Source organism: Synechococcus sp. H55.10 (assembly GCF_047502715.1).
Taxonomy (GTDB): Bacteria; Cyanobacteriota; Cyanobacteriia; order Thermostichales; family Thermostichaceae; genus Thermostichus.
The window spans coordinates 1-25280 of record NZ_JANSJJ010000132.1 but is presented as its reverse complement, the minus strand read 5'-3'; the positions used below and the strand labels follow the sequence as shown (position 1 = coordinate 25280).

At 60.0% G+C, this 25280-nt stretch carries 18 protein-coding genes, 2 tRNA genes, 1 other RNA gene and 2 riboswitches; of the genes, 10 read left to right on the top strand and 11 right to left on the bottom strand.

All coding sequences use genetic code 11. The features are described from left to right. Positions 1-74: 74 nt before the first annotated feature. On the top strand, positions 75-2093 hold the full coding sequence (locus tag NW858_RS09065; protein WP_414335143.1) for a CHASE2 domain-containing protein: 2019 nt from the start codon (positions 75-77) through the stop codon (positions 2091-2093). A 283-nt stretch (positions 2094-2376) separates the two neighbouring features. On the opposite strand, the gene NW858_RS09060 is transcribed toward NW858_RS09065, so the two are convergent. Beyond that, complete coding sequence (locus tag NW858_RS09060; protein ID WP_414334922.1) at positions 2377-2598, bottom strand: high light inducible protein; 222 nt, start codon at positions 2596-2598, stop codon at positions 2377-2379. Positions 2599-2711: 113 nt separating this feature from the next. Continuing rightward, positions 2712-4223, bottom strand: a complete 1512-nt coding sequence (gene ilvA / locus NW858_RS09055; protein ID WP_414334923.1) for a threonine ammonia-lyase, biosynthetic — start codon at positions 4221-4223, stop codon at positions 2712-2714. A gap of 126 nt (positions 4224-4349) precedes the next feature. Between ilvA and NW858_RS09050 the strand changes: the two genes are divergently transcribed. Then, entirely contained in the window at positions 4350-4832 is a 483-nt protein-coding gene (locus tag NW858_RS09050) for a pyridoxamine 5'-phosphate oxidase family protein (RefSeq protein ID WP_414520332.1), read from the top strand. 107 nt (positions 4833-4939) lie between these two features. On the opposite strand, the gene NW858_RS09045 is transcribed toward NW858_RS09050, so the two are convergent. Continuing rightward, positions 4940-5011: transfer RNA gene (locus NW858_RS09045), tRNA-Lys, on the bottom strand. Between the two features lie 100 nt (positions 5012-5111). Between NW858_RS09045 and ssrA the strand changes: the two genes are divergently transcribed. Next, positions 5112-5513: a transfer-messenger RNA gene (gene ssrA, locus NW858_RS09040) on the top strand. A 104-nt stretch (positions 5514-5617) separates the two neighbouring features. On the opposite strand, the gene NW858_RS09035 is transcribed toward ssrA, so the two are convergent. Continuing rightward, positions 5618-7792 carry a primary-amine oxidase gene (locus tag NW858_RS09035; RefSeq protein WP_414520331.1) on the bottom strand — a complete coding sequence of 725 codons (2175 nt, stop codon included), beginning with the start codon at positions 7790-7792 and terminating at the stop codon, positions 5618-5620. A 589-nt stretch (positions 7793-8381) separates the two neighbouring features. Here NW858_RS09035 and NW858_RS09030 point away from each other — a divergent pair. Then, positions 8382-10700, top strand: coding sequence for a GAF domain-containing protein (locus NW858_RS09030; protein ID WP_414520330.1), 2319 nt, complete (start codon positions 8382-8384; stop codon positions 10698-10700). On the opposite strand, the gene NW858_RS09025 is transcribed toward NW858_RS09030, so the two are convergent. Then, positions 10701-10773: transfer RNA gene (locus NW858_RS09025), tRNA-Arg, on the bottom strand. Positions 10774-10936: 163 nt separating this feature from the next. On the opposite strand from NW858_RS09025, the gene NW858_RS09020 reads away from it, so the two are divergent. Beyond that, positions 10937-11209 (top strand): hypothetical protein, encoded by a 273-nt coding sequence (locus NW858_RS09020; protein WP_414338726.1) that lies wholly within the window; start codon positions 10937-10939, stop codon positions 11207-11209. 55 nt (positions 11210-11264) lie between these two features. Then, positions 11265-11699, top strand: coding sequence for a hypothetical protein (locus NW858_RS09015; RefSeq protein ID WP_414520329.1), 435 nt, complete (start codon positions 11265-11267; stop codon positions 11697-11699). Between the two features lie 204 nt (positions 11700-11903). Here NW858_RS09015 and rpsT read toward each other — a convergent pair whose 3' ends face one another. Next, entirely contained in the window at positions 11904-12206 is a 303-nt protein-coding gene (gene rpsT / locus NW858_RS09010; protein WP_414334928.1) for a 30S ribosomal protein S20, read from the bottom strand. Between the two features lie 88 nt (positions 12207-12294). Between rpsT and NW858_RS09005 the strand changes: the two genes are divergently transcribed. Continuing rightward, on the top strand, positions 12295-13659 hold the full coding sequence (locus NW858_RS09005; RefSeq protein WP_414520328.1) for a CRTAC1 family protein: 1365 nt from the start codon (positions 12295-12297) through the stop codon (positions 13657-13659). A 14-nt stretch (positions 13660-13673) separates the two neighbouring features. On the opposite strand, the gene NW858_RS09000 is transcribed toward NW858_RS09005, so the two are convergent. Continuing rightward, positions 13674-15554, bottom strand: a complete 1881-nt coding sequence (locus NW858_RS09000) for a cation:proton antiporter (RefSeq protein ID WP_414368157.1) — start codon at positions 15552-15554, stop codon at positions 13674-13676. Between the two features lie 247 nt (positions 15555-15801). Further along, a riboswitch (Glutamine riboswitch) is annotated at positions 15802-15893 on the top strand. Between the two features lie 93 nt (positions 15894-15986). Here NW858_RS09000 and NW858_RS08995 point away from each other — a divergent pair. Further along, positions 15987-16430, top strand: coding sequence for a DUF4278 domain-containing protein (locus NW858_RS08995; RefSeq protein ID WP_414334931.1), 444 nt, complete (start codon positions 15987-15989; stop codon positions 16428-16430). Between the two features lie 210 nt (positions 16431-16640). Here NW858_RS08995 and NW858_RS08990 read toward each other — a convergent pair whose 3' ends face one another. The 4 genes from NW858_RS08990 to glnA form a co-directional block, all read right to left on the bottom strand. Continuing rightward, positions 16641-18677 carry a cation:proton antiporter gene (locus tag NW858_RS08990; RefSeq protein ID WP_414520327.1) on the bottom strand — a complete coding sequence of 679 codons (2037 nt, stop codon included), beginning with the start codon at positions 18675-18677 and terminating at the stop codon, positions 16641-16643. Positions 18678-18868: 191 nt separating this feature from the next. Then, the gene (locus NW858_RS08985) at positions 18869-19597 is read right to left on the bottom strand and encodes an SDR family oxidoreductase (RefSeq protein WP_414520326.1); all 729 of its coding nucleotides are present in this window, start codon (positions 19595-19597) and stop codon (positions 18869-18871) included. A gap of 66 nt (positions 19598-19663) precedes the next feature. Next, positions 19664-20380, bottom strand: coding sequence for a hypothetical protein (locus NW858_RS08980; protein WP_414520325.1), 717 nt, complete (start codon positions 20378-20380; stop codon positions 19664-19666). Between the two features lie 146 nt (positions 20381-20526). Next, the gene (gene glnA, locus NW858_RS08975; RefSeq protein WP_414332953.1) at positions 20527-21951 is read right to left on the bottom strand and encodes a type I glutamate--ammonia ligase; all 1425 of its coding nucleotides are present in this window, start codon (positions 21949-21951) and stop codon (positions 20527-20529) included. A gap of 409 nt (positions 21952-22360) precedes the next feature. Between glnA and trxB the strand changes: the two genes are divergently transcribed. After that, positions 22361-23794 carry a thioredoxin-disulfide reductase gene (gene trxB / locus NW858_RS08970; RefSeq protein ID WP_414338434.1) on the top strand — a complete coding sequence of 478 codons (1434 nt, stop codon included), beginning with the start codon at positions 22361-22363 and terminating at the stop codon, positions 23792-23794. Positions 23795-23970: 176 nt separating this feature from the next. Further along, a riboswitch (cobalamin riboswitch) is annotated at positions 23971-24107 on the top strand. A gap of 29 nt (positions 24108-24136) precedes the next feature. Next, entirely contained in the window at positions 24137-25207 is a 1071-nt protein-coding gene (locus NW858_RS08965) for a sirohydrochlorin chelatase (RefSeq protein ID WP_414520324.1), read from the top strand. Positions 25208-25280: the final 73 nt, after the last annotated feature.

Genomic DNA, 25280 nt, shown 5'->3' with positions numbered 1-25280 from the left:
CTGACTTTCTCACGGCTCAAGCTCCTGTTTCTCAAGCTCGGCCGTCGCCCTCGCGGCGGAGGCTGGGTTGGGCCTTGGCTTGGGGCTTGGGGTGGGCCACCCTGCTCAACCTTTCTGCCCAGCATCCGTTGTTGCTGCGGCTGGAGAGCGACTCCCAGGAATGGCTCTACGCCCATCGCGGCCCTCAGCAACCTTCTCCAAAAGTGGTGATCGTCGGCATCGATGGCCGCATCGATGGGCAGGGAGAAAATGGTGATGGCCAGCACAATGTTGACTTTCTCCTGGAACGGGCGAACTACGCCGGCCTGACCTTGCGCCTGCTGGAAGAGGCCGAGGCCAGGGTGGTGGTGCTGAACCTGCCCAGCAGCTTTGTGGTGCCCCAAAACCTGGGCAACGAAAACCTGGATGCCCCCTTGCGGCAGGTGGTGCAGCGCTACCCGGATCGCTTGGTTTTGGCCACCCGCAGCAGCGAGAGCTTTGGCCGGGCCGAGATCAACATCTACAACCACTTCTTGCCCTTTTCGTCCTTGCGACTGGAGTATTTGGTGCCGCCAGAGCACGTGCAAGGGGTGGTGCAATACCAAGTCGATGGGGCCGGGATCCTGCGCCAGGCCCAGTTGCGAGGGCTCTACCTGCGCCGCGACAGCCAAGAGGAGCAGATGTTTGCCTCTGTGGAAGCGCTGGCTTTTGCCAAGTACGACCCGGAGCGGGCCAGCCGCTGGTTTCGCCAGCGGGGTTTGCAGCCAGTTCAATTCAACCCCCTCGGATCCCAGCACAGCATCCCCATCATTCCCATCGAGCAGATCTGTCCGCCGGTGATCCCCCAGACGGGATCCGGCTCCCCGACGCTCAGCCCCGGCCAAGCCTGCCGCGGCCAGGAAGGGATCCCTCCCCTCAACCCCAAAGTTGCCGACCAATTGCGGGACAAAATTGTCCTGGTGGGCTTTGTGGGCGGCTACCCAGAGACCTTCCCGGTGCGAACGGCGGATGGATCCCAGATTGCGGCAGTGGAGCTGCAGGCGCAAATCTTGTCCAGCCTGCTCACCGGAGACGTGTACCACTCCCTGCCGTCAGGGCTGGCAGGCGGGGTGGTCTTGCTGCTGGGAGCAGGGACGGGACTGCTCTTGGTACTTTATCGCCCCTCCCTGCGACTGAACCATTGGGACTGGCAACAACAGGGGTTTCTCCTGCGGCCCCTGGTGGGGCTGGCCGTTTACGAAGGGTGGGCTGTGGCCCAGTTTCTGCTGTGGCGTTGGGTTTGGCCTTTCGTTTTGCCGGCCTTGGCCAGTGGGTTAACAGGGGTGAGCCTGCTGCTCACTCTGGTCATTGTGGAGAACCAGGAGCGGCTTTTGGCTCAACAACAAGAATTGGAGCGCTTGCGCCGAGCCGAACAGGAGGCCGCCGTCGACCAGGCCCGCAAGCTGCTCTACCGAGTAGCCACCGACATTCACGATCGCGAGCTGCAGGAGCTGAAGGTGGTGATGGACGACCTGGAGAGCCTGCAATGGCAACAGCAGCAGGGGAAAGACTCTGACCCCGCCATCTACGATCGCCTGCTGGAACAACTGGAGAGGATCGGGCGGGGCATTCGCGAGCAGCTCAACGACGTGCGCACCCTGGCCACCAAGCTGCATATCTCCCCCAGCTTGCGGGAAGGCTTGCACCGGGGCATCGACACCTATCTGGACGAGCTGATTCAGACGGGCAGCCTGACCTTGTCCGTAGAGCGCCACCTGCAACCTCTGCAGGAGCCCAACACCAGCGAGTGGTTCGACCAACGGGAGGACATCTTGCGTTTTTTGCGCGAGGCCATCGGCAATGTCATCGCCCACGTACAGCCCCCCAAAGGCAGTGCTTCTTTCGTCAGGGTGTCGCTGGCACAAACGGAGCGACATTGTTGCCTATCGGTAGTCAATGACGGCGTTGAATACGCTCCCAGCCCTGGTGGCGGCTACGGCAGCAAGGCCATGAATACCATCGCCCGCTATCTACCCAAGGGATCCTGGCACCGCACCCAGACCCCAGAAGGCCATACCCACGTCGAGCTGCACTGGGAAATGCCCAGCCTTTATAGTCGTTTTAAACAAGATTAAGACACTTTGCCGCCAGCCCAAGCGCTCCGCGCCGCTCACGCGACCACCCCCAGCCCCTCTCCCAGAGGGAGAGGGGAGTTAGAGCGGGACCTGCGCGACAGCGTTGCGGAACAATAACGACGTAGAGAAACGTTTCATTGCTATTTGACAATGACTGCAACCTCAGAGATCTCGCCTGCAAGTAGAAAAAAAGACCCTGGCCAGGGGCCAGGGTTGCTAGGCCAGCTCAGCGCTAGACTCAACTAGCAAGGGGCTTGTTCAGGCAAAGAATAGCTCTCCTGCCCTACTGCCCTAGGGATTGTAACCAGCCGATCAGGGTAGAGCCGGACAGAGATTCAAACAGGATCAGGGCAACAAAGCCGATCATCGCCAAACGCCCGTTCAGTCGCTCTGCATACTCGGTAAAGCCCACCCGCGGAGTGGTGTCCACATACATTTCCGGCTCGATAGCATAATTGTTTAGGCGGCCGCCTTCTTCAACAACGACGGAGCGATATCGGCTCATAGGGTTCTCCTTGTTTCTTCCTTACCTAGTTTAGCTCGTTTTGCATAGGATTGTAAAGTTTTGTTTACGGCTTTGTGGATGCCCGGCACCCTGAGCTTCCCGACAAAGGCCGACTAGGCGAGGAACAACTTGTAGGCGGGGTTGTGGCTCTCGTCCCAGTAGCGATAGCTCAACGTATCCAGAAAACGCTGCCACTCGGGCATTTCGCAGGTGGGCACCTGCATGCCGATGAGAACGCGACCGTAGTCGGCGCCGTTGTTGCGGTAGTGAAACAGGCTGATGTTCCAATTGGGGCTCATGCAAGACAAGAACTTCAGCAAAGCTCCGGGCCGTTCGGGGAACTCGAAGCGGTAGAGCAGCTCATTTTCCGCCAGCAGAGAGCGCCCGCCCACCATGTGGCGCAGGTGCAACTTGGCCAGCTCATCGTCGGTGAGATCCAAGGTCTTGAAGCCGGCCCGCTCCAGATCCAGAGCCACCGCTTGGGCATCGGCCCGATCCCGCACCTGCAGCCCGACAAAGATATGGGCTTCTTGCTCGTCGGCGATGCGGTAGTTAAACTCGGTGAGGTTGCGCTGGCCAATGTGGGCACAGAACCGGCGCAGGCTGCCGCGTCGTTCCGGAATGGTGACGGCAAAAATGGCTTCCCGCTGTTCGCCGATTTCGGCCCGTTCGGCCACAAAGCGCAGGCGGTCGAAGTTCATGTTCGCCCCACAAGCGACCGCCAGCAAAGTCTGTCCTTGGATGCCGGTGCGGCTCACATAGGCTTTGAGGCCGGCAATGGCCAGAGCTCCGGCAGGCTCCAAAATGGAGCGGGTATCTTCAAAGACATCCTTGATGGCGGCACAGGTGTCGTCGGTAGTCACCAGGAGGATCTCGTCCACGTACTGCTGACAGAGGCGGAAGGTCTCTTCCCCCACTTCCCGCACTGCCACTCCATCGGCAAACAGACCTACTTGGGATAGGCGCACCCGCCGGCCTGCCTGGAGAGACCGGTACATGGCATCGGAGTCCACCGGTTCTACACCGATGATCTTGATTTCGGGGCGCAAGCGCTTAACGTAGGCGGCAATGCCCGCGATCAGGCCGCCCCCGCCAACAGCGACGAAGATGGCGTGGATGGGCTGTTGGTACTGGCGCAGGATTTCCATGCCGATGGTACCCTGGCCGGCGATCACCAGGGGATCGTCGAATGGATGGATGAAGGTCAAACCTTTCTCGGCTTCCAGTTGCCGCGCGTGAGCGTAGGCATCGTCAAAGGTATCTCCGTACAAGACCACTTCTGCGCCCCGCGCCCGCACGGCATCCACCTTCACTTGAGGGGTGGTGACGGGCATGACGATGATGGCCCGAGTGCCCAGCCGCTGTGCTGCCAGGGCCACTCCTTGGGCGTGGTTGCCTGCGGAGGCCGCGATCACCCCTTGCGCCAGTTGCTCCGGGGGCAAGTGGGCCATCTTGTTGTAAGCCCCGCGCAGCTTGAAGGAGAAAACCGGCTGCATGTCTTCCCGTTTCAGCCAGACCGGGTTGTTCAGGCGGCGGGAGAGGTTAAAAGCCGGCTCCAGGGGGGTTTCTTGGGCCACGTCGTAAACGCGAGCTGTAAGGATCTGAACGAGATAATCACAATCCATCGGGATGTATCGATAGGGTCGAAAACGGTCGCTCCCGGCGGGCTAAGAGCTATTATCCCAGGGATCCATCCCTTCTCCAGCAAGGGGGGCTTGGGCATAATAACAAAGGCTATGGGAGAAGAAGCGATGTCGGCGCAGGAAAAGTTGAAGGCGCTGTTGGAGAGCCAGCCGGTGGCCTGCTTGGGGGTGCTGGAGCAGGGATCCCCGGCAGTGTCGCTGGTGCCCTTTGTGGTGCAGCGGGATCCCTTGCGTTTTGCCATTGTCATTAGCGATCTTTCTTCCCACACCCAGGCTTTGCGGGCGGATCCCCGCGTCAGCTTGCTCATCCACGAGCCGCCCACGCCGGTGGATCCCCGCAGCAACCACGCTTTGCCGCGGGTGATGGTGAGCGGAGAAGCCCGGTTCCTCAGCCGCGCGGAGGCCCAAGCCTGGGGGTTTGAGGCCCTTTATCGTGCCAAGTACGAGATTGCCGAGATGATCCTGGGCCTGGCGGATTTTCACTTCTGCCAGATCACCCCCACCGGCGGCAGCTTCATTCAGGGGTTTGGCCAAGCCTTCCGGCTGAGCGGCCCCAACCTGGATCAACTGGAGCATCTCGGCCGCACCTAGGCGCAAGAACATGGCCTTCCGACCGGCAACCGACGACAGGGAGGGCGGATAAACCGTTGCCACGCCAGTTTCCAGGTCGCGCTGCTATTTGCAAGTGACCGAAGACATGGGTCGGCAGGGATTCGAACCCTGGGCCAATCGGTTAAAAGCCGAGTGCTCTACCGCTGAGCTACCGACCCAAGTTTGCAGCTTTGTCATACTAGCAAAACTTCTGTCACACTAGCAAAGGTTCTGGCCGTATCCCTAAAAATCTTGCTATGCTGAACTTAGACCAACCCTGGGGCTGTAACGGTTTCGACGGGGTGGCGAACATGGGTTCATGATACAGGTCGGGATTGAGCTTATCCCGTTATCACCAGGCTCAAACCAGTACGTGCGAACAACGTCGTACCCTTTGCTCGTAAAGCAGCTGCTCTGGCTGCCTAAGGCTCAGTAACCGAAAACTGACTCTGAGCTCGAGGATCTGCTCACGACCCCGTTAAGTGGGCGGATCACAACCCCAACGGGTGCAGCTCTCTGCTCTGGCTCCGTCGAGGGAGAGACCAAGATTAGGCGGAGAAATCCCATCGCCGGGATCCAAACGGCGATCCCCGCCTCGAGGGTCAAAGAGGCTAAGCCTGTGAATGAGTGATCCCTTAGTACCCATCTCGGACACGGGTTCGACTCCCGTCAGCTCCATCCTCAGGTGCCCTAGGCCCAGAAGGTTGCTGGAGGGCTTTTGGGCGTCCATGAAAGTCCGGCAAGATCCAATGCCATGCCAAGGTGGGGCCTGGCGCTCACCGCAGCTAATGGGAATGGCTGGTGCTGCAGCAGCTCTTGGTTTTCGGCGGCGGAGGGGGCACATCCAAAGCCGGGTTGCACTCAAAGAAGCCCAACGGCTTGAGCAGAAAGCCAATGTAGCTAACCGGCATCACCGGCCAGTCTTCGGTGCGGGGGAAGTGGTTGCAGCCAAAGCTGTACCAGAGCACCAGGCGGGTATTTTCTAGGGATCGGTTGGCTTGTGTCCATTTCACCAGCCCTTCCCCACCGGGGTGTTGGTTGGGGTAGTCCCCCGCCGGGAACTTTTCGCCAGGATGATAGGGCGTGGCCCAGAGGTGGTGGGCCAAATACCCTGCCCGTCGATACAGCCAGGAGTCGGGGTGGGCCAGGAACCGGACATTCTCTCCTGGGAGCAACTTGTAGGCCACCGGCTGCCCCAGGCGGTTGTGGCGGTTGGGGTTGACAATCTTCCAGTAGCGCCCCCGCAAGGGATCCACCGTTTGCTTGGCTTCCTGCTCAGTGCTCAACAAGGTGGAGCGGGCGCGGAAGGCGTTGCCGTAGGGGTTATCCGGCCCCAAGGGCAGCGGCTCGGCGTGGACTTCGTAGAGGGAGTTGCCCGGCCCATCCACCGCCATGTCCAGGCGCACGGTAAAAAAGTGCTGGTGGTTGAGGCCAGACAATTGGGGCGCTACCAAGACGCCAAACTCCGGTTCCTCCCCCGGCAGGGTGGCGCAGGTGTTGATGATGCCAGTGAGCTTGGCCTCGAACTCCAGCGTGCCGTCCTGGTAGAAGTACCAGAAAAAGCCGTAGTCGTAGTTGCCGATGGTGGTAAAGAAAGAGAGCACCAGCCGCCGCGAGCGCCGCACCTGAGCTCGCTCCGTGCGCCAGTCGGTGTGCTTCCAGAGCACGCCAAAGTCCTCCTCGTGCATGCAGATGGCGTTTTTGAGGAGCATGGGCTCACCGCTGTTGCTGGGCAGCCAGGCATCGAAGTAGTAGATCTCCCCCAGGCAGTCGCAGCCCAGGCGCAGGGAATTGGCCTGCATGCCGATGCCGTATTCCCCCACGTCAAAGGCGTTCTTGCGACAGTGGGGATCCCGTGGATCCCCGTAGGGCACCACCATCTCGGCTACCGAAGCCCGATAGAGGATGGAGCGAAGGCGGCCCTGATCCTCATAGCTCACCTGATGCAGCACCAGCCCCTCGCGGGGGTTAAAGCTGATGCGCAGATCCCACTTCTGCCAGCGGATGTGGTGGCCTTCTACTTGGAAGCTCACCCCTTGGGGCTGAGTAATTTCCAAAGGCTTCAAATCTCTGCGAAACTCTTTGAAGAAGATCTCGTCAAAATTGCCATCTTCCGGGGGCAGAGGCCAGGGGCCGCGATCCTCCACCTTGATCACCTGCATTTGGTTGAGGTCAATCCAGGGGTAGAGGCCTTCGAGGGGACGGGCATAGCCATTGTCGTAAGGGGAAGTGCGCAGGAAACACAGACCCCGCACCAGCCGCCGCCCCTCTTCTTCCGGGATCCCAAAGTAGCCCACCGTCCAGTAGTCCACCATCACCCGCTCCACATCGGCAATGCCCCGCCGCTGCAGGGCGGCCAGAAATTGGGGATCCTCCTTGAGCAAGCGGTCACAGGCGTAGACCTCATCGTCCAAAAGGGGCGGCTGCACGCCGGGGACGAGCTGCCAAGAGCACACCTGCTGCCGAGAGAGGGAGACCACCGCCTCGTAGGTGCTGCCCTCGGCCGGATCCAACAGCACCACAAACGCCTGCCGATCCCAGGGTTGGCCCGGTTGCCAAGCTTCCATCCAGGGCCGCTCCGGCTCCTGCAGTTGGATGGTGACAAAGCGGCAGCGGGAAGCAAGAGGGCGCTCCTGACGCAGGATTTTGACCACTTGCCGGATTTCTTCGCCATTTAGGGGATCCAGGGGGTGGCTTGGCCATTCGGGCCGGACAGCCGCGGTTGTGGCAGAAAGCGATCGCTCCTGCTCCTGCAGAGCAGGCTGAGGACTGCGAGGAAGTTCACAAATCACAGAAATAACCTTGAATTCTACAGAAAATGAATTGGCTGGGTGACGATCCGTTGAAAAATGCCGCAGGGATCCCCTTGCCTGCCACCCCAGGCGCTCTAAGCTAGCCATCAGCCCGTACAGGACAACCTGGCCGTTGCCACAAGCAACTTTGGCGACCTTGGCCGGCAAGAGGATAGGCTCAAAGAATCCGTTCTTGGGGACAACCTCACCTTCGCCAGCTAGCCCAACCTGAGGTTATCCCCATCCGTTGGGTTGTCTCTGCCCGCTAACCAAAGGAAGAGGGCAGCGGCACCTTGAGCAGCCGCGTTACCGCAAACCGAAAAATATCGAACAATCGCCAGAAACTAACTATAGGCTTCCGAGGGAAAAGATCCCCGCTCAAAATCAGCAGCAATTTTTTTAGGCCAAACGTGGCATAGGGCAGCATAAAAAAGAATCAACGCTTCACACAGGCTGAGGGCGCAGCCGCAAGGAAGGAGCTTGATGCAGCACTGCTCTCTTCTCAACGCGAACTCATTTCGGCTTGCCCTAACCCCACCTGCTAGGGGGATCCCCAGTGTTGGGATCCAAGGCGCAACTGCCCATTACTATAGCAGAGGCTCCCCCCTCGGCCACAAGCTGCGGTCAAGAGTCGGCTCTCCGGATCTGAAGTTTAGCGTGAAGTAAAGATCTTGTATTGGCTAACACATCTTTGAGCAGAGTACTAAAATCATGCTTAAAGCTAAGGATTTCTGGCAAGGGGATCTCTCAGATCTGTATGAGGATCGTCCACAATGAGGTAGCGCTGCTGGAGCAACCAACCGTTTTGGTGGGGGAGATGGCTTCAGCTCAACACCGCCTGGTGCCGGTGCGGCCAGAAGACGGCGGCTTTTATCCAGAGCATCTCTTTTTGGCTCTGGAGGCCACCCAACTGGGCTACTGGCAACTGGATCTGCGCAGCGGGGAGCTGAGCAGTTCCCCTCAGTGCAAGGCCAAGTACGGACGGGATCCCGGCGAGGAGTTCACTCTGGAGATGTTTTTCGAGAGCGTTCACCCCGAAGATCGCCAAAGGGTGAAGGAAGCTCTCCAGTTGGCGGGGCCTAGAGCATTGGAGGGGGATCCCAACTTTGCCGTCGAGTACCGCGCCCACCTCGCAGACGGGCAGGTGCGCTGGCACCTCTCCCAGGGGATCGTGCTCCTGGGGCCGGAAGGGGATCCCAGCCATATCGTGGGGGTAACCTTGGACATCACCGAGCGCAAGCAAGCCGAGCTGAGGCTGCAGCAACAGGTGCAGCGGGAAAAACTGTTTAACCGGCTCATTCAAGCCATCAGCACCTCTTTGGATCTACCCGCCCTCTTTGAGGTAGCGGTGCAGGAAGTAGGCCAGGTTTTGCAGGCAGCGCGGGTTACCCTTTACCAATATCTGCCTACCGAGAAGGTGTGGGTGGGCATTGCCGGCTATGTTCGCTCCCCCGATGTGCCCAGTGCTCTCCACCTGCGCATACCGGATGATCCAGAGATTCCAGCCATCCAGCACTTCAAGTGGCTGCAAGTTTTTCACGTGGCGGATCCCAAGCAAGTTTCCGATCCCTTTGCATTGCAGGAAAGGCAAGACTGCCAGCTCGGCCCTTGGCTAGGGATCCCGGTGGCCTGTCAAGGGAAACTTTGGGGCGCTCTAGCCCTGAGACGCCTGATCTCTGAACCCGATTGGCAAGAGGAAGAGATCGAGTTGGCCAGGGCAATTGGCAATCACCTGGCAGTCGCCATTCGACAGGCGGAACTTTATCAAAGGCTGCAGCAAGCCAACGTCGAACTGGATTACCAAGTGCGGGTGCGCAACCGCCAACTGCAGCAAGCCTACGAAGACGAGGCCCTGCTGCAACTGATCACGGAAGAAATTCGCTCCAGCCTAGACGAGCACAAGATTTTGGAAACCGTGGCGCAGGAACTGGCCCTCAGCCTTGGCCTTTCCGGCTGCATGATTGCCCTCCATGACTCAGAACGACAGGTTGGCGTTTTGGCCTTGGATTATCGACCTGGAGAAGGGATCCGCCGTTTTCCCCTGGAGATCCCCTTTGCCGATTTTGCCGAGGTGCTCCAGCAGCTTCAGGGTGGGCAGTTCTGCTATTTCAGCAACCTTGGCCACCCCTGCTGGCCCAGCTACGACCGCCACACGCTGCTGGTACTTCCCATTTGCGATGCTCAGGAAGGCGAATCTCTCCTGCTGGGAAATATTTGCGGCTCGCGTCCGCCGGGGCAGGTGTTTGGCGAGCGGGAACAGCGCTTGATGCGGCGGGTGGCCAGCCAGTGTGCGATTGCCATTCGCCAGGCCCGGCTTTTCCAAACCGTGCAGCAGCAGGTGCAGCAGTTGCAGGAGCTCAACCACCTCAAGGATGAGTTTCTGCACATGGTCTCCCACGAGATGCGCACGCCTCTAACCAACATGAAGCTGGCAATTGCTTTTCTCTCCAAGGCCAACCTGACGGAGCGGGAGCGGCGCTACTTGCAGATTTTGGAGATGGAGACCAACCGCGAGCTGGACTTGATCAACGAGCTGTTGGAATTGCAAGCTATTGAAGCCGGAAATAGGGATCTCAATCTAACCTGGTTATCTCCTCAGGAGTGGATCCCCAATCTTTCCGAGCCCTTCCGGCTGCGAGCTGCCCAGCAGAACCAACAGTTTCAGTTGGAATGGGATCCCGACCTTTTGCCCCTCTGCACGGATGAGAGCCTGCTGTCGCGGGTGGTGGGCGAACTTTTGAACAACGCCTGCAAGTACACGCCGGCTGGGGAAAGCATCTGTTTGCGCTTTAGCCAGATCCATCAACAGAACCGTCCCGGCTGGCTGATCGAGGTGCGCAATACGGGAGTGGAAATTCCTCCAGAGGCGCTGCCCCATGTGTTTGAAAAGTTCTACCGCATCCCACAGTTGGATCGCCGCAAAGCCGGAGGGACAGGCCTAGGCCTGCCGCTAGCCAAAAAGGCTATGGAGATGTTAAAGGGATCCCTGACGGTGGAAAGCCGTTCCCGGCAGGTGATTTTCCAGGTGTGGTGCCCCCATCAGGGCAGCTTGTCGGCAACTCAAAACAGAGCCTAGCGCCTTGCGCAGGACTCGAACCTGCAACCATCGACTTAGAAGGTCGGTGCTCTATCCATTGAGCTAGCAAGGCCAGACGCAGAGCCATTATATCCCCGACCCAGTACCCCGACTGGCCTGCCTCTGCCTTGGACTTCCGTATTTTGGCTTGGGCAAGTTGCGCGATTTGACTTAAGGAGCCGGGTCCGGATCCCTTCACCATGAGAATGTTGGCGATTCTGGATTTTGCTTAGGATATGAACGTCAAAGAGATCGTCCGCCAGGCTCTCAAAACGGGGCGCCTAAGCCTCTTTCAGGAAACTTGCCTGTACGAGCTGTTTGAAACCAACTGTCCAGATGAGGAAGACCTGCGGGCGGCAGATGCTTTGATCAATGCCCTTTTGGATGGCGCTGTGCAACGGGAGAGCCACAACTGGGATCCCTGTGCATCGATGCCAGACTTCGCCGCCTTTCCCCTTAAAATTGACGAGCAGAGAACAAAAGAGTACCCATTCAGGGATCCCCTGTAACCAAGCCATCTTGGGGAAGACCCGGCCAAAATGGGTGTTGAAAATCGGGATCCCTATGCCACCGCTCCCTGATCCTGGTTCAGTTGAGGACAAGCAGAGCCCTCCCGGCCTGGGATCCCTCTCTCCGGCGGCCAGGCGTCTGCTGCGCCTCTACCATGGCGGCAGCTTTATCTTTCTGGGCCTGCTGTGGCTGCTGGTCGGGATCCCCAGCCTTTGGGCGCTGCGGGCAGATCTCATCCGCCTGTGGAACCACTTCACCTGGACGGGCCTGCGCTATGCCCTGTTTTACCGGCCCGGCTGGCCTACCTTCGGCCTTTTGCTGTGCGTCAGCTTCACGCTGGGGATCTTGATCGCCCAAAGCCGCTACGAGCTGTTTGGCCTCTATCCCATGGAGCGCCTGATGTTGGAGCGCCAGTCCCGCTGGATTTTGTCTTTGCCCGCCTGGCATCCGCTGCGGCGCTGGCTGGTGCGCACCTTGGATTCCCGCTAGTTGGCCTGGCCGAGAACTGGGATCCCTGACCAGATGTCCCGTCTTGCCATGGCTGCTGTTGCTCCTTGGCTGAGGTCAACGGCTGTCAGCGCCGGTTTGGAGAAGGTTGCAACACACAGCAGAGTAGCCTGGTAGGCAAATGCTTAAGCTTGCTTCCGGGGCAGCAGTAGAGCCCTTTGGGCTCCGCCTGTCCAAGACCCTGTCTTAGGAGGCACTTGTGGCGGCTAGGGATCGTTGCACAATCCGAGATAGACGAGCCTTCCGACGGGCGGCTGTGTTTTTGTGGAGAACCCCTGTTTTGGCCGCTTTGTCGATGCGGCTAAAGGCAGCGCTCATCGCCGCTTGAATCTCCTGCAGGGTTTCCGGTTGGGGGTTGGCGGCGTAAGTAGAGGAGAGAGAGATCACTTTTTTCATCAGCGCGCGCACCATGGCTTTGGTAGCTTTGTTGCGTAGCCGATTTCGCTCGGCAATCTTGACGCGCTTGATGGCAGATTTAATGCGTGGCATGGTCGAGAGGGAAGCTACGGCGGAGATCTAGCATACCATTAGAGTTTGGAGCTCCACCAGTTCCTGCCTCTCCTACGACGGGATCCCCATGTTTCGAGATTGCAGCTCCCTCCTCTTGTTCAACCCGCCTGCCCTTTTCTATGGGGTTGCCGTTTGCGATGTGGATCGGGACGGGGCTTTTGAGCTGTTTGTGTGCGGCTTCCGCGGCCCGAATCGGGTTTTGAAGTGGAACGGCCAGGCGCTGGTGGATCTGGTGGACGATACTCTGGCCGATGCAGGGCGCATGGCCATTGGGGTGGCTGCCGGCGACTTCGACGGCGACGGGCAAGAAGAACTCTATGTTTTGAATACCGATACCTTCGGCGGGCGCAAGCGCTTTGGGGATCGCCTCTTCGACTGGCAGGGATCCCGTTGGGTGGATCTGTTCTCTCTACCCCACAACCAAGATGCCCTCAACTTGACGGCCGGTCGCTCGGTGGCCTGCGTGGATCGCTTTGGCCAGGGGCGGTACGGGTTTTTCGTGGCCAACTACGGCGGCCCCATGCGCCTTTACGAGCTGGGCTCCAACCAGATGATTGCCGATGTGGCACCGGAGGCGGGGGTGAACCGGGTAACGGGCGGGCGGGGGCTGGTGGCCCTGCCCTTGGTCTCGCAGCGGATGGACATTTTTGCTGTCAACGAGCAGGGGCCCAACTTTTTGTTTCGCAACCGCGGGGATGGCACCTTTGAAGAAATTGCCGCCGAAGTGGGGCTGGCGGATCCCGGCGAGCACGGGCGCGGCGTGGCAGCAGTGGATCTGGATGGGGACGGGCGGCTGGACTTGGTCTACGGCAATTGGGAAGGGCCGCATCGCCTCTGGATCCAAACCCCTAGCGGCATCTTTAAGAACGTGGCTCCGCCGGAGCTGGCCAGGCCCTCCCGCATTCGCACGGTGATTGCTGCCGACTTCGACAACGACGGCTACCCGGAGCTGTTTTTTAACAACATCGGCGAGCCCAACCGCCTGTTTGGCTGGCGCTCTGGCTGCTGGCAGGCCATTGACATTGGAGAGGCTGCCGAGCCGCAGGGATTGGGAACAGGAGCGGCAGTCGCCGATGTGGATGGGGACGGTCGCCTGGAGCTGCTCATTGCCCACGGAGAATCAGGCGCCCAGCCCCTGAGCTTCTACCGCCCCCTGGCTAATGCCAACAACTGGCTAAGGGTCTTGCCCCTGACTCGCCAAGGATCCCCGGCCCGCGGCGCCCTGGTGCGGCTGATCACCCCCACTCGCACGCAGATCCGTCCCATCGATGCCGGCAGCGGCTACCTCTGTCAGATGGAGCCGGTGGCCCACTTTGGCCTGGGATCCGAAACGCTGGTCAAGGAAATCCAGATCCAGTGGCCGGACGGAAAACAGTTGCAGGTGGCTCGCCCGCCGGTCAACCAGCTTTTGCGGATCCCCTATCCTGGCTAGCTCCCCTGAGAGATCTACTCAGCGGAGCCTGAGATCCCTGCCCATTCCGGCTGCACGGGGCGCTGCCAGTGTTCCCACCAGGCCAGCACCTCAGGTGAGCTGCCGTTGGCAGGAGCGGGGAGGGGGGGAGAAGGGGGTGTCAGCCAACTGACAGGCGTGGGGATCAGGCAACTGGGGTGGAGAGGGCGCAAATCGCGGTAGTGGCTGCTGCGGATGGCCAGGATCTCCTGCTGGATGACCTCCAGGGGCTCGCCCAGCTTCAGCAGCACATGGCTGCACAAGCCCAGGCTGGCCTCAAATTCCGGGTGGACGACTTCTCGGGCTCCCAACTGATAGAGCTGCTCGATGTCCTCTTCATGGGTGGCCCGCACCACCACATCCAGGCGCGGCGCCAGTTCCAGCGCCCGTTTCAGGCAAAGGCGCATGCTCAGGCGATCCGGCAGGGCGATCACCAAGGCGCGGGCTTGGTGCAGGCCAGCTTTCTCCAGCACCGGGGCGCTGGCAGCATTGCCGTAGAGATAGGGGATCCCGCGCGAGCGCAACTGTTGGATCACCCGTTCCGACTGGTCAATCACCAAAAGGGGATGGCGACGGGCTTCCAGGATGCGCACGATGTCTTGCCCCACCTGTCCATAGCCGCACACCACCACGTGCCCCTCTTGGGGAGCGTCGGGAGCCAGAGCGCGGGGCTGCTCGCTCCCTTCCAGCCAACGGGCCCAGAAGGGGATCCCTTGTAAGTTTGCCAGCAGTCGCGGCGCGCCCCTGAGCAGAAAGGGAGTGACGAGCAGGGTAACAGCGGTGGTGCTGACGATGAGCAAATAGAGTTGCCGCGACACCAGCCCCAGCGCCTGCCCTTCACTGGCCAAGACAAAGGAGAACTCGCCGATCTGCGAGAGGCCCAGCCCCACCAACACCGCTGAGGGGAGCGGGTAGCCGAACAGACCGGCCAAAGGGGCCACCAGGCAAAACTTGCCCACCATCACCAGCCCCACTAACCCTAGGATCAAGGGCAGGTGGGCGGCGATAAAGCTGGGATCGATGAGCATGCCAATGGCAGCAAAAAAGAGGGCGGCAAACACATCCCGCAAGGGCTCTACGTAAGCCAGGGTCTGGTCGGCGTATTCCACTTCTGAGATCATCAGCCCGGCGATAAAAGCCCCGATCTCACTGGAAATGCCCAGCCGCTCCGTCAACAGGGCAATCCCTACGCAGAGGCTGATCACCCCCAGCAAAAACACTTCTTTGCTCTCCTGCTGCGCCAAAAGCCGCAGGAAAGCGGGCACCAGCCACATCCCGCCCACCACCGCCCCCAGCCCCACCAGGCCGATTTCTGCCAGCGCCTTGGCCAGGGATCCCGCCAGCTCCGGCAAAGGACAATCCAAAGCCGGCAACACCGCCAGCATCAGCCCTACCGCCAGATCCTGCACAATCAAGATCCCCAGCATGGCCTGAGCTTGGGGTGTGCCCATCTGGTTGGTCTCGATGAGGCTTTTGAGCACCACCGCCGTGGAAGACAGAGAGAGCACCGCCCCCAGGAAGATCCCCTGCACCGGCGTCAGCCAGCCGCTGGCCACCGCCAGCACCGCTGTGATCGCGATGGTCAGGCCGATCTGCAAGGCACCGCCGCCAATGGCGATCCCCCGCACCTGGCGCAATTCTTTGAGGGAAAACTCCACCCCCAAAGTAAATAGCAAAAAGGTCACCCCAAACTGGGCCAGGGTTTCCACCTGCACCAACTCCTTGATCCACCCCAGCCCCGCCGGCCCCACCAGGATCCCGGCCAGCAAATACCCCAGTAACACCGGCTGCCTCAACAGGGAGGCCAAAAATCCGCCCGCCGCCGCTGCCGCCAACACCGTCACAATGTCCAAAATCAGGCGAAAGTCTTCCTGCACCGAGACACCCCACCAGGAGTATGAACTTTTGTAGCCGATCCTGAGGATTCTTCCACGATACTGCTTTCTTCGGCCTTGCGGACAGACTGGGCCCAACCCAAAGCGCTGCAAACCGGCTCCCAAAGAGGATGCCGCGTCATTCAGCCTGGGTTGTTGGATAGCTAGAGGGGGAATCAGGAGAAATTTTTGTTAAAAGTTGCTGACAACACCCCAAAACCGTAGCTTATAATACAGAATGTAGACAGAAATCGTTCATCCTTTCGCCTGCCGTTTGGCTCATCGTGGGGCGAGATGGCGGCCAGAGGACGGAAGTAGGGAATTATCCCGAAGGAACGCGCCTCAAACCTTGTGACTGTCCAGGGGACATCCCAGGTCACTTCTCAACTCAGGAAGTGAAGTGGATACAGACCATTACATTTGGAGGCGAAAATCATGGAACTCTCTTACCGTGGCGTTGGTTACACCCACTCACCGGCGACGGTGACTGTTTCTCCGGGCAAAGTGGGGGGTCGCTATCGGGGGCTGGACTGGCGGTTCCGCCACCTGAGCAAGCCGGTGGTTTTGCCCACTAACCTGAACCTGCTCTATCGAGGCGTGGCCTATCGTACCGAGGCTGCGGCAGCGCCGGCTCCAGCCGCTCCGGTGATGGCAGCTGCTCCGGAGGCGGGCCGTTCCCATATTCTGGACGAGTTGGCTCGCCGCCTGATGATGGGTCATCAACGCGCGATTCGGATTCGGCAGCAAGCCATGTTGGTGCGCGGCACGGAGCAGGTTGGGCTGCACGTCAATGTGCGCAACTTCTGGAACCGCATCCAAGGAAAGGTGCATCCCACCTTCCGTCTCACCTATGACCGCAGCCGAGTTAGCATGAGCTGACTCACTTGTAGCTGTTGATGCTCTGGCACAAGCCTAAGGATCCCGGCCGGGATCCTTTTTTTTGGGTGCTGTTGACGATGGGGTAGCCCAGGGGAGTGTGGAAACAGGGATCCCAGTAGGCTGCAGGGGGCAGCCACCCTTGGGTCGAGCGGCTCGTGGTGGGTGGGATGGCTGCTAGGCCCGCCGGGGGGATCCGACCCCCGCTGTCGTTTAGAGGGGCTCCCCGACCATGATCAAAGAGCTGGTGAGGCGTTCCAGGATGCGGGTGGTCGTGTCGCTGAAGGATAGGCTCCCGCTGGGGTTGCGCCGCCGAAAAGAGGGCAACACCACCAGGTCAAACCCTTGGGCCTCCTGCAAGAGGGCTTCGACGACATCGTCGCTGGCCAAGACCTTTACCTGGACAGGGCAGCTCAAGTCCGGCTGTTGGGCCAGGGACAAAAGCTGCGCCTCCAGCCACTGGCGATCGCTTTCGGGGGTGCTGGCGAGGCAGATGTGGAGCAAGGTAACCTCTCCCTGGTTGGCGGCAGCCAAGATCTCGGCTAAGCGCACTGCCCGAGCCGCCTGCGAGCGAAAGTTTTCCAGCGCCACCAGGATCCGCCGCAGCTTGTGAGAGGGCTGGAGCAGGCGCGCCACGGCAACCGGGCAATGGGCGGCCCAGAGGACGCTATTGATGACACTGCCGAAGAGGCGGGCCCGCAAGCGGGTGGGATCGCTCCAGCCCATGACGATGAGGCTGGCGTTCTGCTCACGGCTGGCGTGGTTGATCCCTTGGGCAACGTGACTGTCGATGCGGCTGAGGGGGGTAACTTCTACTCCCGAGGCCTGACAAAACTCCACTGCCCGCCGCAGCAGATCCTCGCCGTGTTCTAGAGAGTCCTGCAGCAAGGGAGAGTCCATGTGCAGGTGGCCGGTCGCCACCGCGAGGGGAACCACCCGCCCGCCCTCGTGCTTGGCCAGGAGGCAGGCCATCTCCAGCAGGTTTTCCTCGGTTTCGGGATTGGCCAGCGGCACCACGACCACGTAGGGCGGGGAAGGCGGCGCTGCAGAGGCGGGAGCGACCCCTGCGGCAGATGGAAGCCGACCCTGTTCCTCCTCCATAGCCATTTGCGTGGCCGCCCGACTGGTCAAAATTGGGCCCAGGGTGGCCGTAACCAACATCAACACCACCACGCTGTTGAGCACCTCTGCATTGAGCAACCCCACGCGGTACCCCACCAGGGTTGCCGCCAAGGTGGCCGCCACCTGGGGTAAGGAAAGCGACCACATCATCAGCTTTTGCGCCGGGGTGTAGTGGTAGAGCCACTGACAGAGTTGGGCGGCAGCGTATTTGCTCAGGGTCAACCCCAGCAGGATACTCAACATCAGCCAAAGGGAGCTGAGGGTTTGTAGAAAGGCGCGCAGGTCGAGCAACAGCCCTATATCCACAAAGAAGACGGGGATGAACAAGATGCTGCCGACAAAGACGATCTTTTCTTTGACAGAGCCCTCCCGCAGCACATCGTTCACGGCTAGCCCCGCCAGAAAGGCGCCGATGATCTTCTCTACCCCAATCCATTGCGCCCCCAGAGCTGCCACAAACAGAGCCAGCAGCACAAACAAAAATTGGTTGCCCTCTTCGCTGCCGGTTACACGAAAAAACCGCTGCCCCAGCCAGTCCACCCCAAACAGCACCGCAGCCGCATAGAGCAGCAGGGATCCCAGCAGCCGCATCAAGCTCCAGAGGGAAAACTCGCCGCCGTGGATGCCGACGCAGACCGCCAAGACCAGCAGCGCGGCAATGTCGGTGAAGATGGTGCCGCCGATGGTGACCAGCACCGCCTCGTTTTTCACCAGGCCATAGCGGCTGACGATGGGGTAGCCCAGGGGAGTGTGAGAGGCAAACAGGGATCCCAGCAGGATGGCGGCGTTCCAGCCGAAGCCAAATAGCCGCCCAATGGCAGTGCCCACGGTTAGAGGGATGGCAAAGGTCAACAAGCCAAAGGTGGCGGAGCGGTTGCGGGTCTGCCGAAATTGCTCCAGGTCGATCTCCAGCCCGGCCACAAACAGCAGGTAGACCACGCCGATATCCGAGAGCAACTGCACCGTCGGCAGCTTTGAGCTCAGCAGGTTCAGCCCCTGCGGCCCCAGGGCGATCCCCGCCGCCAAAAGGCCCACCAGCCCCGGCAGGCGCAGCCGCTCAAAGAGCAGCGGCACCACCAGGATCACCCCCAGCAGTAGAGCAAACGAGAGGATAGGCTCCTCTTGCAAAAGTGAGCGTATGGCCTCCATCGGCCAGGCCCCTGGCTGGACGTCTCCCTAATTATGGAAGCAATCCTCCCAACTAGCCACGGGGAGACCTCGCCCGCCTCAACCCTCCCTTTCGAGGCTGGGAAAGTCCCTGCTGGCGATCCCGACTTCAGCAGCTTGGGATCCCCCCCATTCCCAGAACTGGGCGAGCCTTAGAGAAACTGGTGGCTTTCCGGCTGCAACACCACCTCGTTGGGCACGGCATTGGCGGGCAGCGTGAGGACAAAGCGAATGGCCTCGGCAGCCGTGGCAGGGCTGAGCATTTTGTCCCGCTGCACCTTGAGGCTGATGGGATCCCAGAAGGGCGAGTCAATGCCGCCAAAGTAAAACAGGGTAAAGCGCACCCCAAAGCGCTTCAGCTCATCGGCCATGCACTTGCTAAAGCCGACCACGCCAAATTTGGCGGCACAGTAAGCTGCAGCCATAGCCATAGGGTGACGCCCAAGAATGCCGGGGAAGTTGAGGATGTGGCCGGATTTTTGCTCCCGCATGGCGTTGGCCGCCAGTTGGCTGGTGTAGAAGCTGCCCTTGAGGTTAACCGCCAGCATCTGCTCCAGGTCGGCAGGGGTAATTTGCGGGGCAGGCTTGAGGATCCCAGCCCCCGCCAGGTTGATCAACACGTCGATCCGCCCATGCCTTTGTAGGGTTTGGTTGACAAGGGCCTCGACCTGGCTGTAGTCCGTCACATCGGCAGGGATCCCCAGCCCGGAGGCAGCCCCCAGCGACACCGCTTTCTCCGCCAGCGCGCGCAAGGGATCCTCTCGCCGCGCCGCCAGCACCAGATGGGCTCCGGCTTGGGCCAACATAGGCACCAGGGCGCTGCCAATACCCCCTGTGGCCCCTGTAATCAGAACAACCGCCTGGGACAATGAGGAAGACACGTTACGTTTTTTAAACTCTTCCCCTCATCATACCCAGGGAGTGGCCTTGAGGGGCGATCCGGAGGGCTAAACGCGACGCAGCCGCAGTCTTTGCACCCATTCTTCCCCAAAGCGCAGCCAGTCTGGCATTTTTTCTGGACTCACCTGTTGGTCATCCCGCCAAACGATAAGCTGCGGCCCGGATCCCTCGGCACAACAAGGAGCATGTTGCTCCAAAAAGCTAAGAAAACTAGGATCGAAGCGCAGGCGAACCTTGGCCTCATCTTCTCCGCGCAAGAGGTATTTGCGGGAAAACTGAGGGTGGCTCTCGAAGTTGATATCTTGCATGCCAAAGGCCTTGGCAATGTCATGAAACAGGGGAACTTCCGGATGTAGCCGAAAATGAGGTAGCCGTAGATCTTCGCAATAGGCCCAGAAAACAGACTGGAAATGAGTGCCGCGACTCTTGCCCCAGACAATCCTGCGACTCTTGCCCCTGCCGCTGTGGTACTTATAGGTGTACTGATAGTCAAAGGCACCGATCTCACTTCCATCGATTAGCCGCTTGGACATTGAGTTGTAGAAACGTCGATCGTAGCCTTGTTCAAATAGTTCAAAGCCTGCCTGAAGCAAGCGGGAGCGGATCCCTTCGGGTAGCTCCGCTGAAAACGACATGCCCAGGCTCCTGGCTACCTGATCCAAAGCTTCCCGACGCTTCTTCTCTAGATAGGCGGCAAGCGCCAGAAGGCCGATAACAAAAACGATAACAAAAACTAAGAACAGACCAAAAATAAGCCATTCCATTGTAAACCCTCCCTCCAACCTCTAGACTTCGGCGCTCACACCCAGAATACCTGGGCAGGCGCAAAAAAAGGGGATCCCCACGGCAAAAGAAGGGATCCCGTTCCAAAACCTCATTCGAGAACGAATGTTTTGGATGAAAACCTCGATCAGGCGTCAAAATAGAGTGCGAACTCGTAGGGGTGAGGCCGCAGATTGATGGGGTTGATCTCGTTGTCGATCTTGTACTCGATGTAGGTCTGGATGAGATCTTCGGTAAAGACGCCTCCCTCCAACAAGAAAGCATGATCCTTCTGCAGGTTTTCCAGAGCATCCAGCAGGGATCCGGGCGTGGAGGGGATCTTGGCCAGCTCGTCCGGCTCCAGATCGTAGATATCCTTGTCGAGGGGCTCGCCGGGGTGGATCTTGTTTTTGATCCCGTCTAGGCCGGCCATCAACATGGCCGAGAAGGCGATGTAGGGGTTGCAGGTGGCATCTGGGCAGCGGAACTCCAGCCGCTTGGCTTTGGGATTGTTGCCGGTCACCGGAATGCGAATGGAGGCCGAGCGGTTGCCCTGCGAGTAGGCCAAGTTGACTGGCGCCTCAAACCCGGGCACCAAGCGTTTGTAGGAGTTGGTGGTGGGGTTGGTGAAAGCCAAGATCGCCGGAGCATGCTTGAGCAGGCCGCCGATGTAGTAGAGAGCTGTCTCGCTCAGGTTGGCGTAGGTGCCTTCGCTGTAGAACAAGGGCTGACCATCCTTCCAGAGGGACTGGTGGGTGTGCATGCCGGTGCCGTTGTCGTTAAACAGGGGCTTGGGCATAAACGTCACCGTCTTGCCGTGCTTGCGGGCCACGTTCCGGATCACATATTTGTAGACCATCATGTAGTCGGCAGCGGTGACCAGATCGGCGAAGCGATAGCCCAACTCCCCTTGCCCGCCGGTCGCCACCTCGTGGTGATGCTTCTCGATGGGCACCCCCAATTTGCCCATGGTCAGCAGCATCTCTGTGCGGATATTTTGGTGCGCATCGGTGGGCGGAACGGGGAAATAGCCCTCCTTGTAGCGAGGCTTGTAGCCGAGGTTGCCACCTTTCTCCTCACGGCCTGAGTTCCAGCGACCTTCAATGGAATCCACAAAGTAGTAGGCCGAGTTTTGAGTTTGGTCGAAACGAATATCCTCAAAAATGAAAAATTCCGCCTCCGGCCCGAAGTAGGCGGTATCGGCAATGCCTGTCGATCGCAGATAGGCGACGGCACGGGCAGCAAGGCTGCGGGGACAGCGGCTGTAAGGCTGGCCAGTGCGCGGCTCAACGATGCTGCAAGTCATGCTGAGGGTGGGCACCTCGAGAAAGGGATCGATCCAGGCCGTCTTGGGATCCGGCACCATGTACATGTCCGACTCGTTGATTGCTTTCCAGCCCCGGATGCTGGATCCATCGAAGGGGAGCCCCTCGGTGAAGGTTTCTTCCTTAATCATCGAGGTGTGGAAGGAGACATGCTGCCAGGTGCCGAAGATATCGACAAACTTGAGATCCACCATCTGGACATTGTTGTCCTGGATCATCTGAAGCACTTCTTGGGGCGTGGATGCCATCGCTCTCTCCTGATTGGGTTGCAGTTAAGACTGGGGAAATTGTGGCTGAAACAAATGGGATCCCAGCGGATGATCCCCGCGCCTCGACTTGGATGGGCCAAAAGCGCTCACCCATCCTAGAAAGGCCAACACCGGCATTTTGTAGCTTCTGATACAAAACTGGCCCGGCTCTGGCCTTCTGCCCAACTGATGAGACAACCTGGGCAAGACCTCTTGCCGCCAGCTCAGGATTAGGCCCGCCAGCAGTCCACACCTGCGTTCTAGATAGGCCAATGCCTCGGCTGCCCCAAGGGAGCGAAAATAGGACTGACGAGCCCCAGCCTCGCCCAGTTCGCCGAATCGTGTTAGGCTAAAGCGTAGTCATTATGAGTTTGATGTAATATCCCTGTTGCAGAAGGAGAGAGAGCGGATGACAGAGCAAAGTCGGATTGAGAATGTGGTGATTATCGGTTCTGGCCCTGCTGGGTTTACGGCGGCCATTTACGCCGGGCGCGCCAACCTGAAGCCAGTTGTGTTTGAGGGCTTCCAGGCGGGCGGGATCCCGGGTGGGCAACTGATGACCACCACCGAGGTGGAGAACTTTCCGGGCTTTCCCGAGGGCATCAGCGGCCCCCAACTGATGAAAAACATGCGCGCTCAAGCGCAGCGGTGGGGGGCGGAGCTCTACCCCGAGGATGTCACCTTTGTGGATCTGAGCCAGCGGCCTTTTGTCGTCCGTTCTGACGAGCGGGAAGTGCGCACCCACAGCTTGATCATCGCCACCGGGGCCACGGCCAAGCGCCTGCACCTGCCCGGGGAGGAGACCTACTGGAACCGCGGCATGTCCGCCTGCGCCGTCTGCGATGGGGCCATGCCCATGTTCAAGGGGGTGGAGTTGGTGGTGATCGGCGGTGGCGATACCGCCTGTGAGGAGGCCACCTACCTGACCAAGTTTGGATCCCATATCCACATGCTGGTGCGCAGTGGCAAGATGCGGGCCAGCAAGGCCATGCAAGACCGGGTGCTCAACCACCCCAAGATTACGGTGCACTGGCACACCGAGGCGGTGGAAGTCCTGGGCGACGGCCAGCGCCTGACCGGGGTGAAGGTGCGCAACAACCAGACGGGCGAGATCCGGGAGATGGCGGTGGGCGGACTGTTCTACGCCATCGGCCACAAGCCCAACACTGACTTGTTCACGGGGCAACTGGAGCTGGATGAAGTGGGCTACATTGTCACCCGCCCAGGATCGGTAGCCACCAGTGTAGAGGGCGTGTTTGCCGCCGGGGATGTGCAGGATCACGAGTTTCGCCAGGCCATCACCGCTGCCGGCACCGGCTGTATGGCGGCCATGTTGGCGGAGCGCTGGCTCTCGGAACACGGCCTGGCTCAGGAGTATCACGTCTTGCCCCAGAGCCATCCTAAACCCAGCTCTGCTGCCGCCCCGCCTGAGGCAGAGTTGGCGGAGGAATCTGCGGTTGAGGAAGCCAGCTTTGCGGAGAACGGCCACGAGGATCTGGATTTCAGCAAGACCTGCCATGAAGGGAGCTATGCCCTGCGGCGGCTCTACCACGAAAGCAATCGCCTGCTGATGGTCAAGTACACCGCTCCCACCTGTGCCCCTTGTCATGCCCTCAGGCCAATCTTGAACAAGGTCATCGAAGAGTTTGCCGACAAGCTGCACGTGGTGGAGATCGACATCGAGAAGGATCCGGAGATTGCCGAGGCAGGCGGGGTAGCTTGCACGCCGACGGTGCAATTTTTCAAAAACAAGGAGCTGGTGGCGCAGGTGGTGGGCGTTAAGCCCAAGTCCCACTACCGAGAGGTGATCCAGGCCAATTTGTCTGAAGCAAAATCAGCTTGAGGTAGTCCCCCTCACCCCCAGCCCCTCTCCCCAAGGCACCCAAGCGCTCCGCGCCGCTCACGCGACCACCCCCAGCCCCTCTCCCTGAGGCACCCTCACCCCCAGCCCCTCTCCCTGAGGGAGAGGGGAGCTAGGGATCAAGGTAGGGGGCCGGGGTTATCCCCCCAGGGGGGCTTGGTGAAGGACAAGCGGCAAGCTAACCTAAGAGGCTCGGGCAGATTGGGGAAAGCGCGGTGCAAATCCGCCACTGTGACGCAACTGTGATGGGATCCCTCCCTCAGCCAGAACACCCACCTGCCCTTGTCCTGTACCCCTTGCGATTCACAAGGAACGGAGTTTTTTGTGTTGAATACCCTCCCTGTTTCCCCTCCCCTTGCGGTTGGGCAGTTTCCTTCTCCTCCATTGCCCCTCTTGCTCATCGGCCATGGATCCCGCGACCCGGAGGGGCAGCAAGCCTTTCTGGAGTTGGCCCAAGCGTACCAATCCCTCACCCCCCAGCGGCCGGTGATCCCTTGTTTTTTGGAGCTGGCGCAGCCGAGCATCGCCCAGGGGGTGGAACAATGCTTGGCCCAAGGGTGGCAGGAGATCGTGGCCCTGCCGCTGTTGTTGTTTGGGGCGCGCCACAACAAGTTCGACGTGACCGTGGAGCTGGATCGCCTGCAGGCCCTCCACCCGCAGTTGCGCATCCACTACGGGGGGCCGCTGGGGATCCGCGTCGAGATCTTGCAACTGCTGCGAGACCGCTTGGCCGCTTTGCTGGCTGCCCAACCGCGGCAGATCCCAGGGGCGGAAACGGTGTTGCTGTTTGTCGGTCGCGGCTCCAGCGATCCCGAAGCCAACGCCGAAGCCTGTAAGCTGGCCCGGCTGCTCTGGGAAGGGTCGGGGTTGGCCGCCGTAGAGACCTGCTTTATCGGCATCACCCACCCCCGCCTGCCGGTGGGTCTGGAGCGGGCCTTGTCCTGGCAGCCGCGCCGGGTGATCGTGCTGCCCTATTTTCTCTTCACAGGGGTGCTGGTGAAAAAAATCGAGGCGGCGGTGCAAGAGCGGCGACGCCAATACCCCGAGATCGAGTGGCTGATGCTGCCGGAGTTGGGTCTTGTGGATACGGTGCTGCACAGCCTGCAGCAACTGGAGCAAGAAGCCCTCCAGGGCCAAACCCCAATCAACTGCCACCTCTGCAAGTTTCGCCTGGCGGTGAGCGCAGAGCTGGGAGTGGGGCATACTCATCACCACGACCATCAGGATCACCCTCACGCGCAGGGATCCCATCACCACCACCATCATCATGACCATCATTCCCATGGGCAGGGATCCCATCACCATCACCACAACCACGGCCATGCCCCCGCAGCGGCTGCGGATCCCTGGGCTCAATTAGAGGATTACCACCGACGGGCTTGGCAAGTGCCTTAACGTAAGGTGCGGAATTCCCCACCGTCTATACGGTGGGGATGGATAGCACCCTCTGACTGATTCTGGATGTATT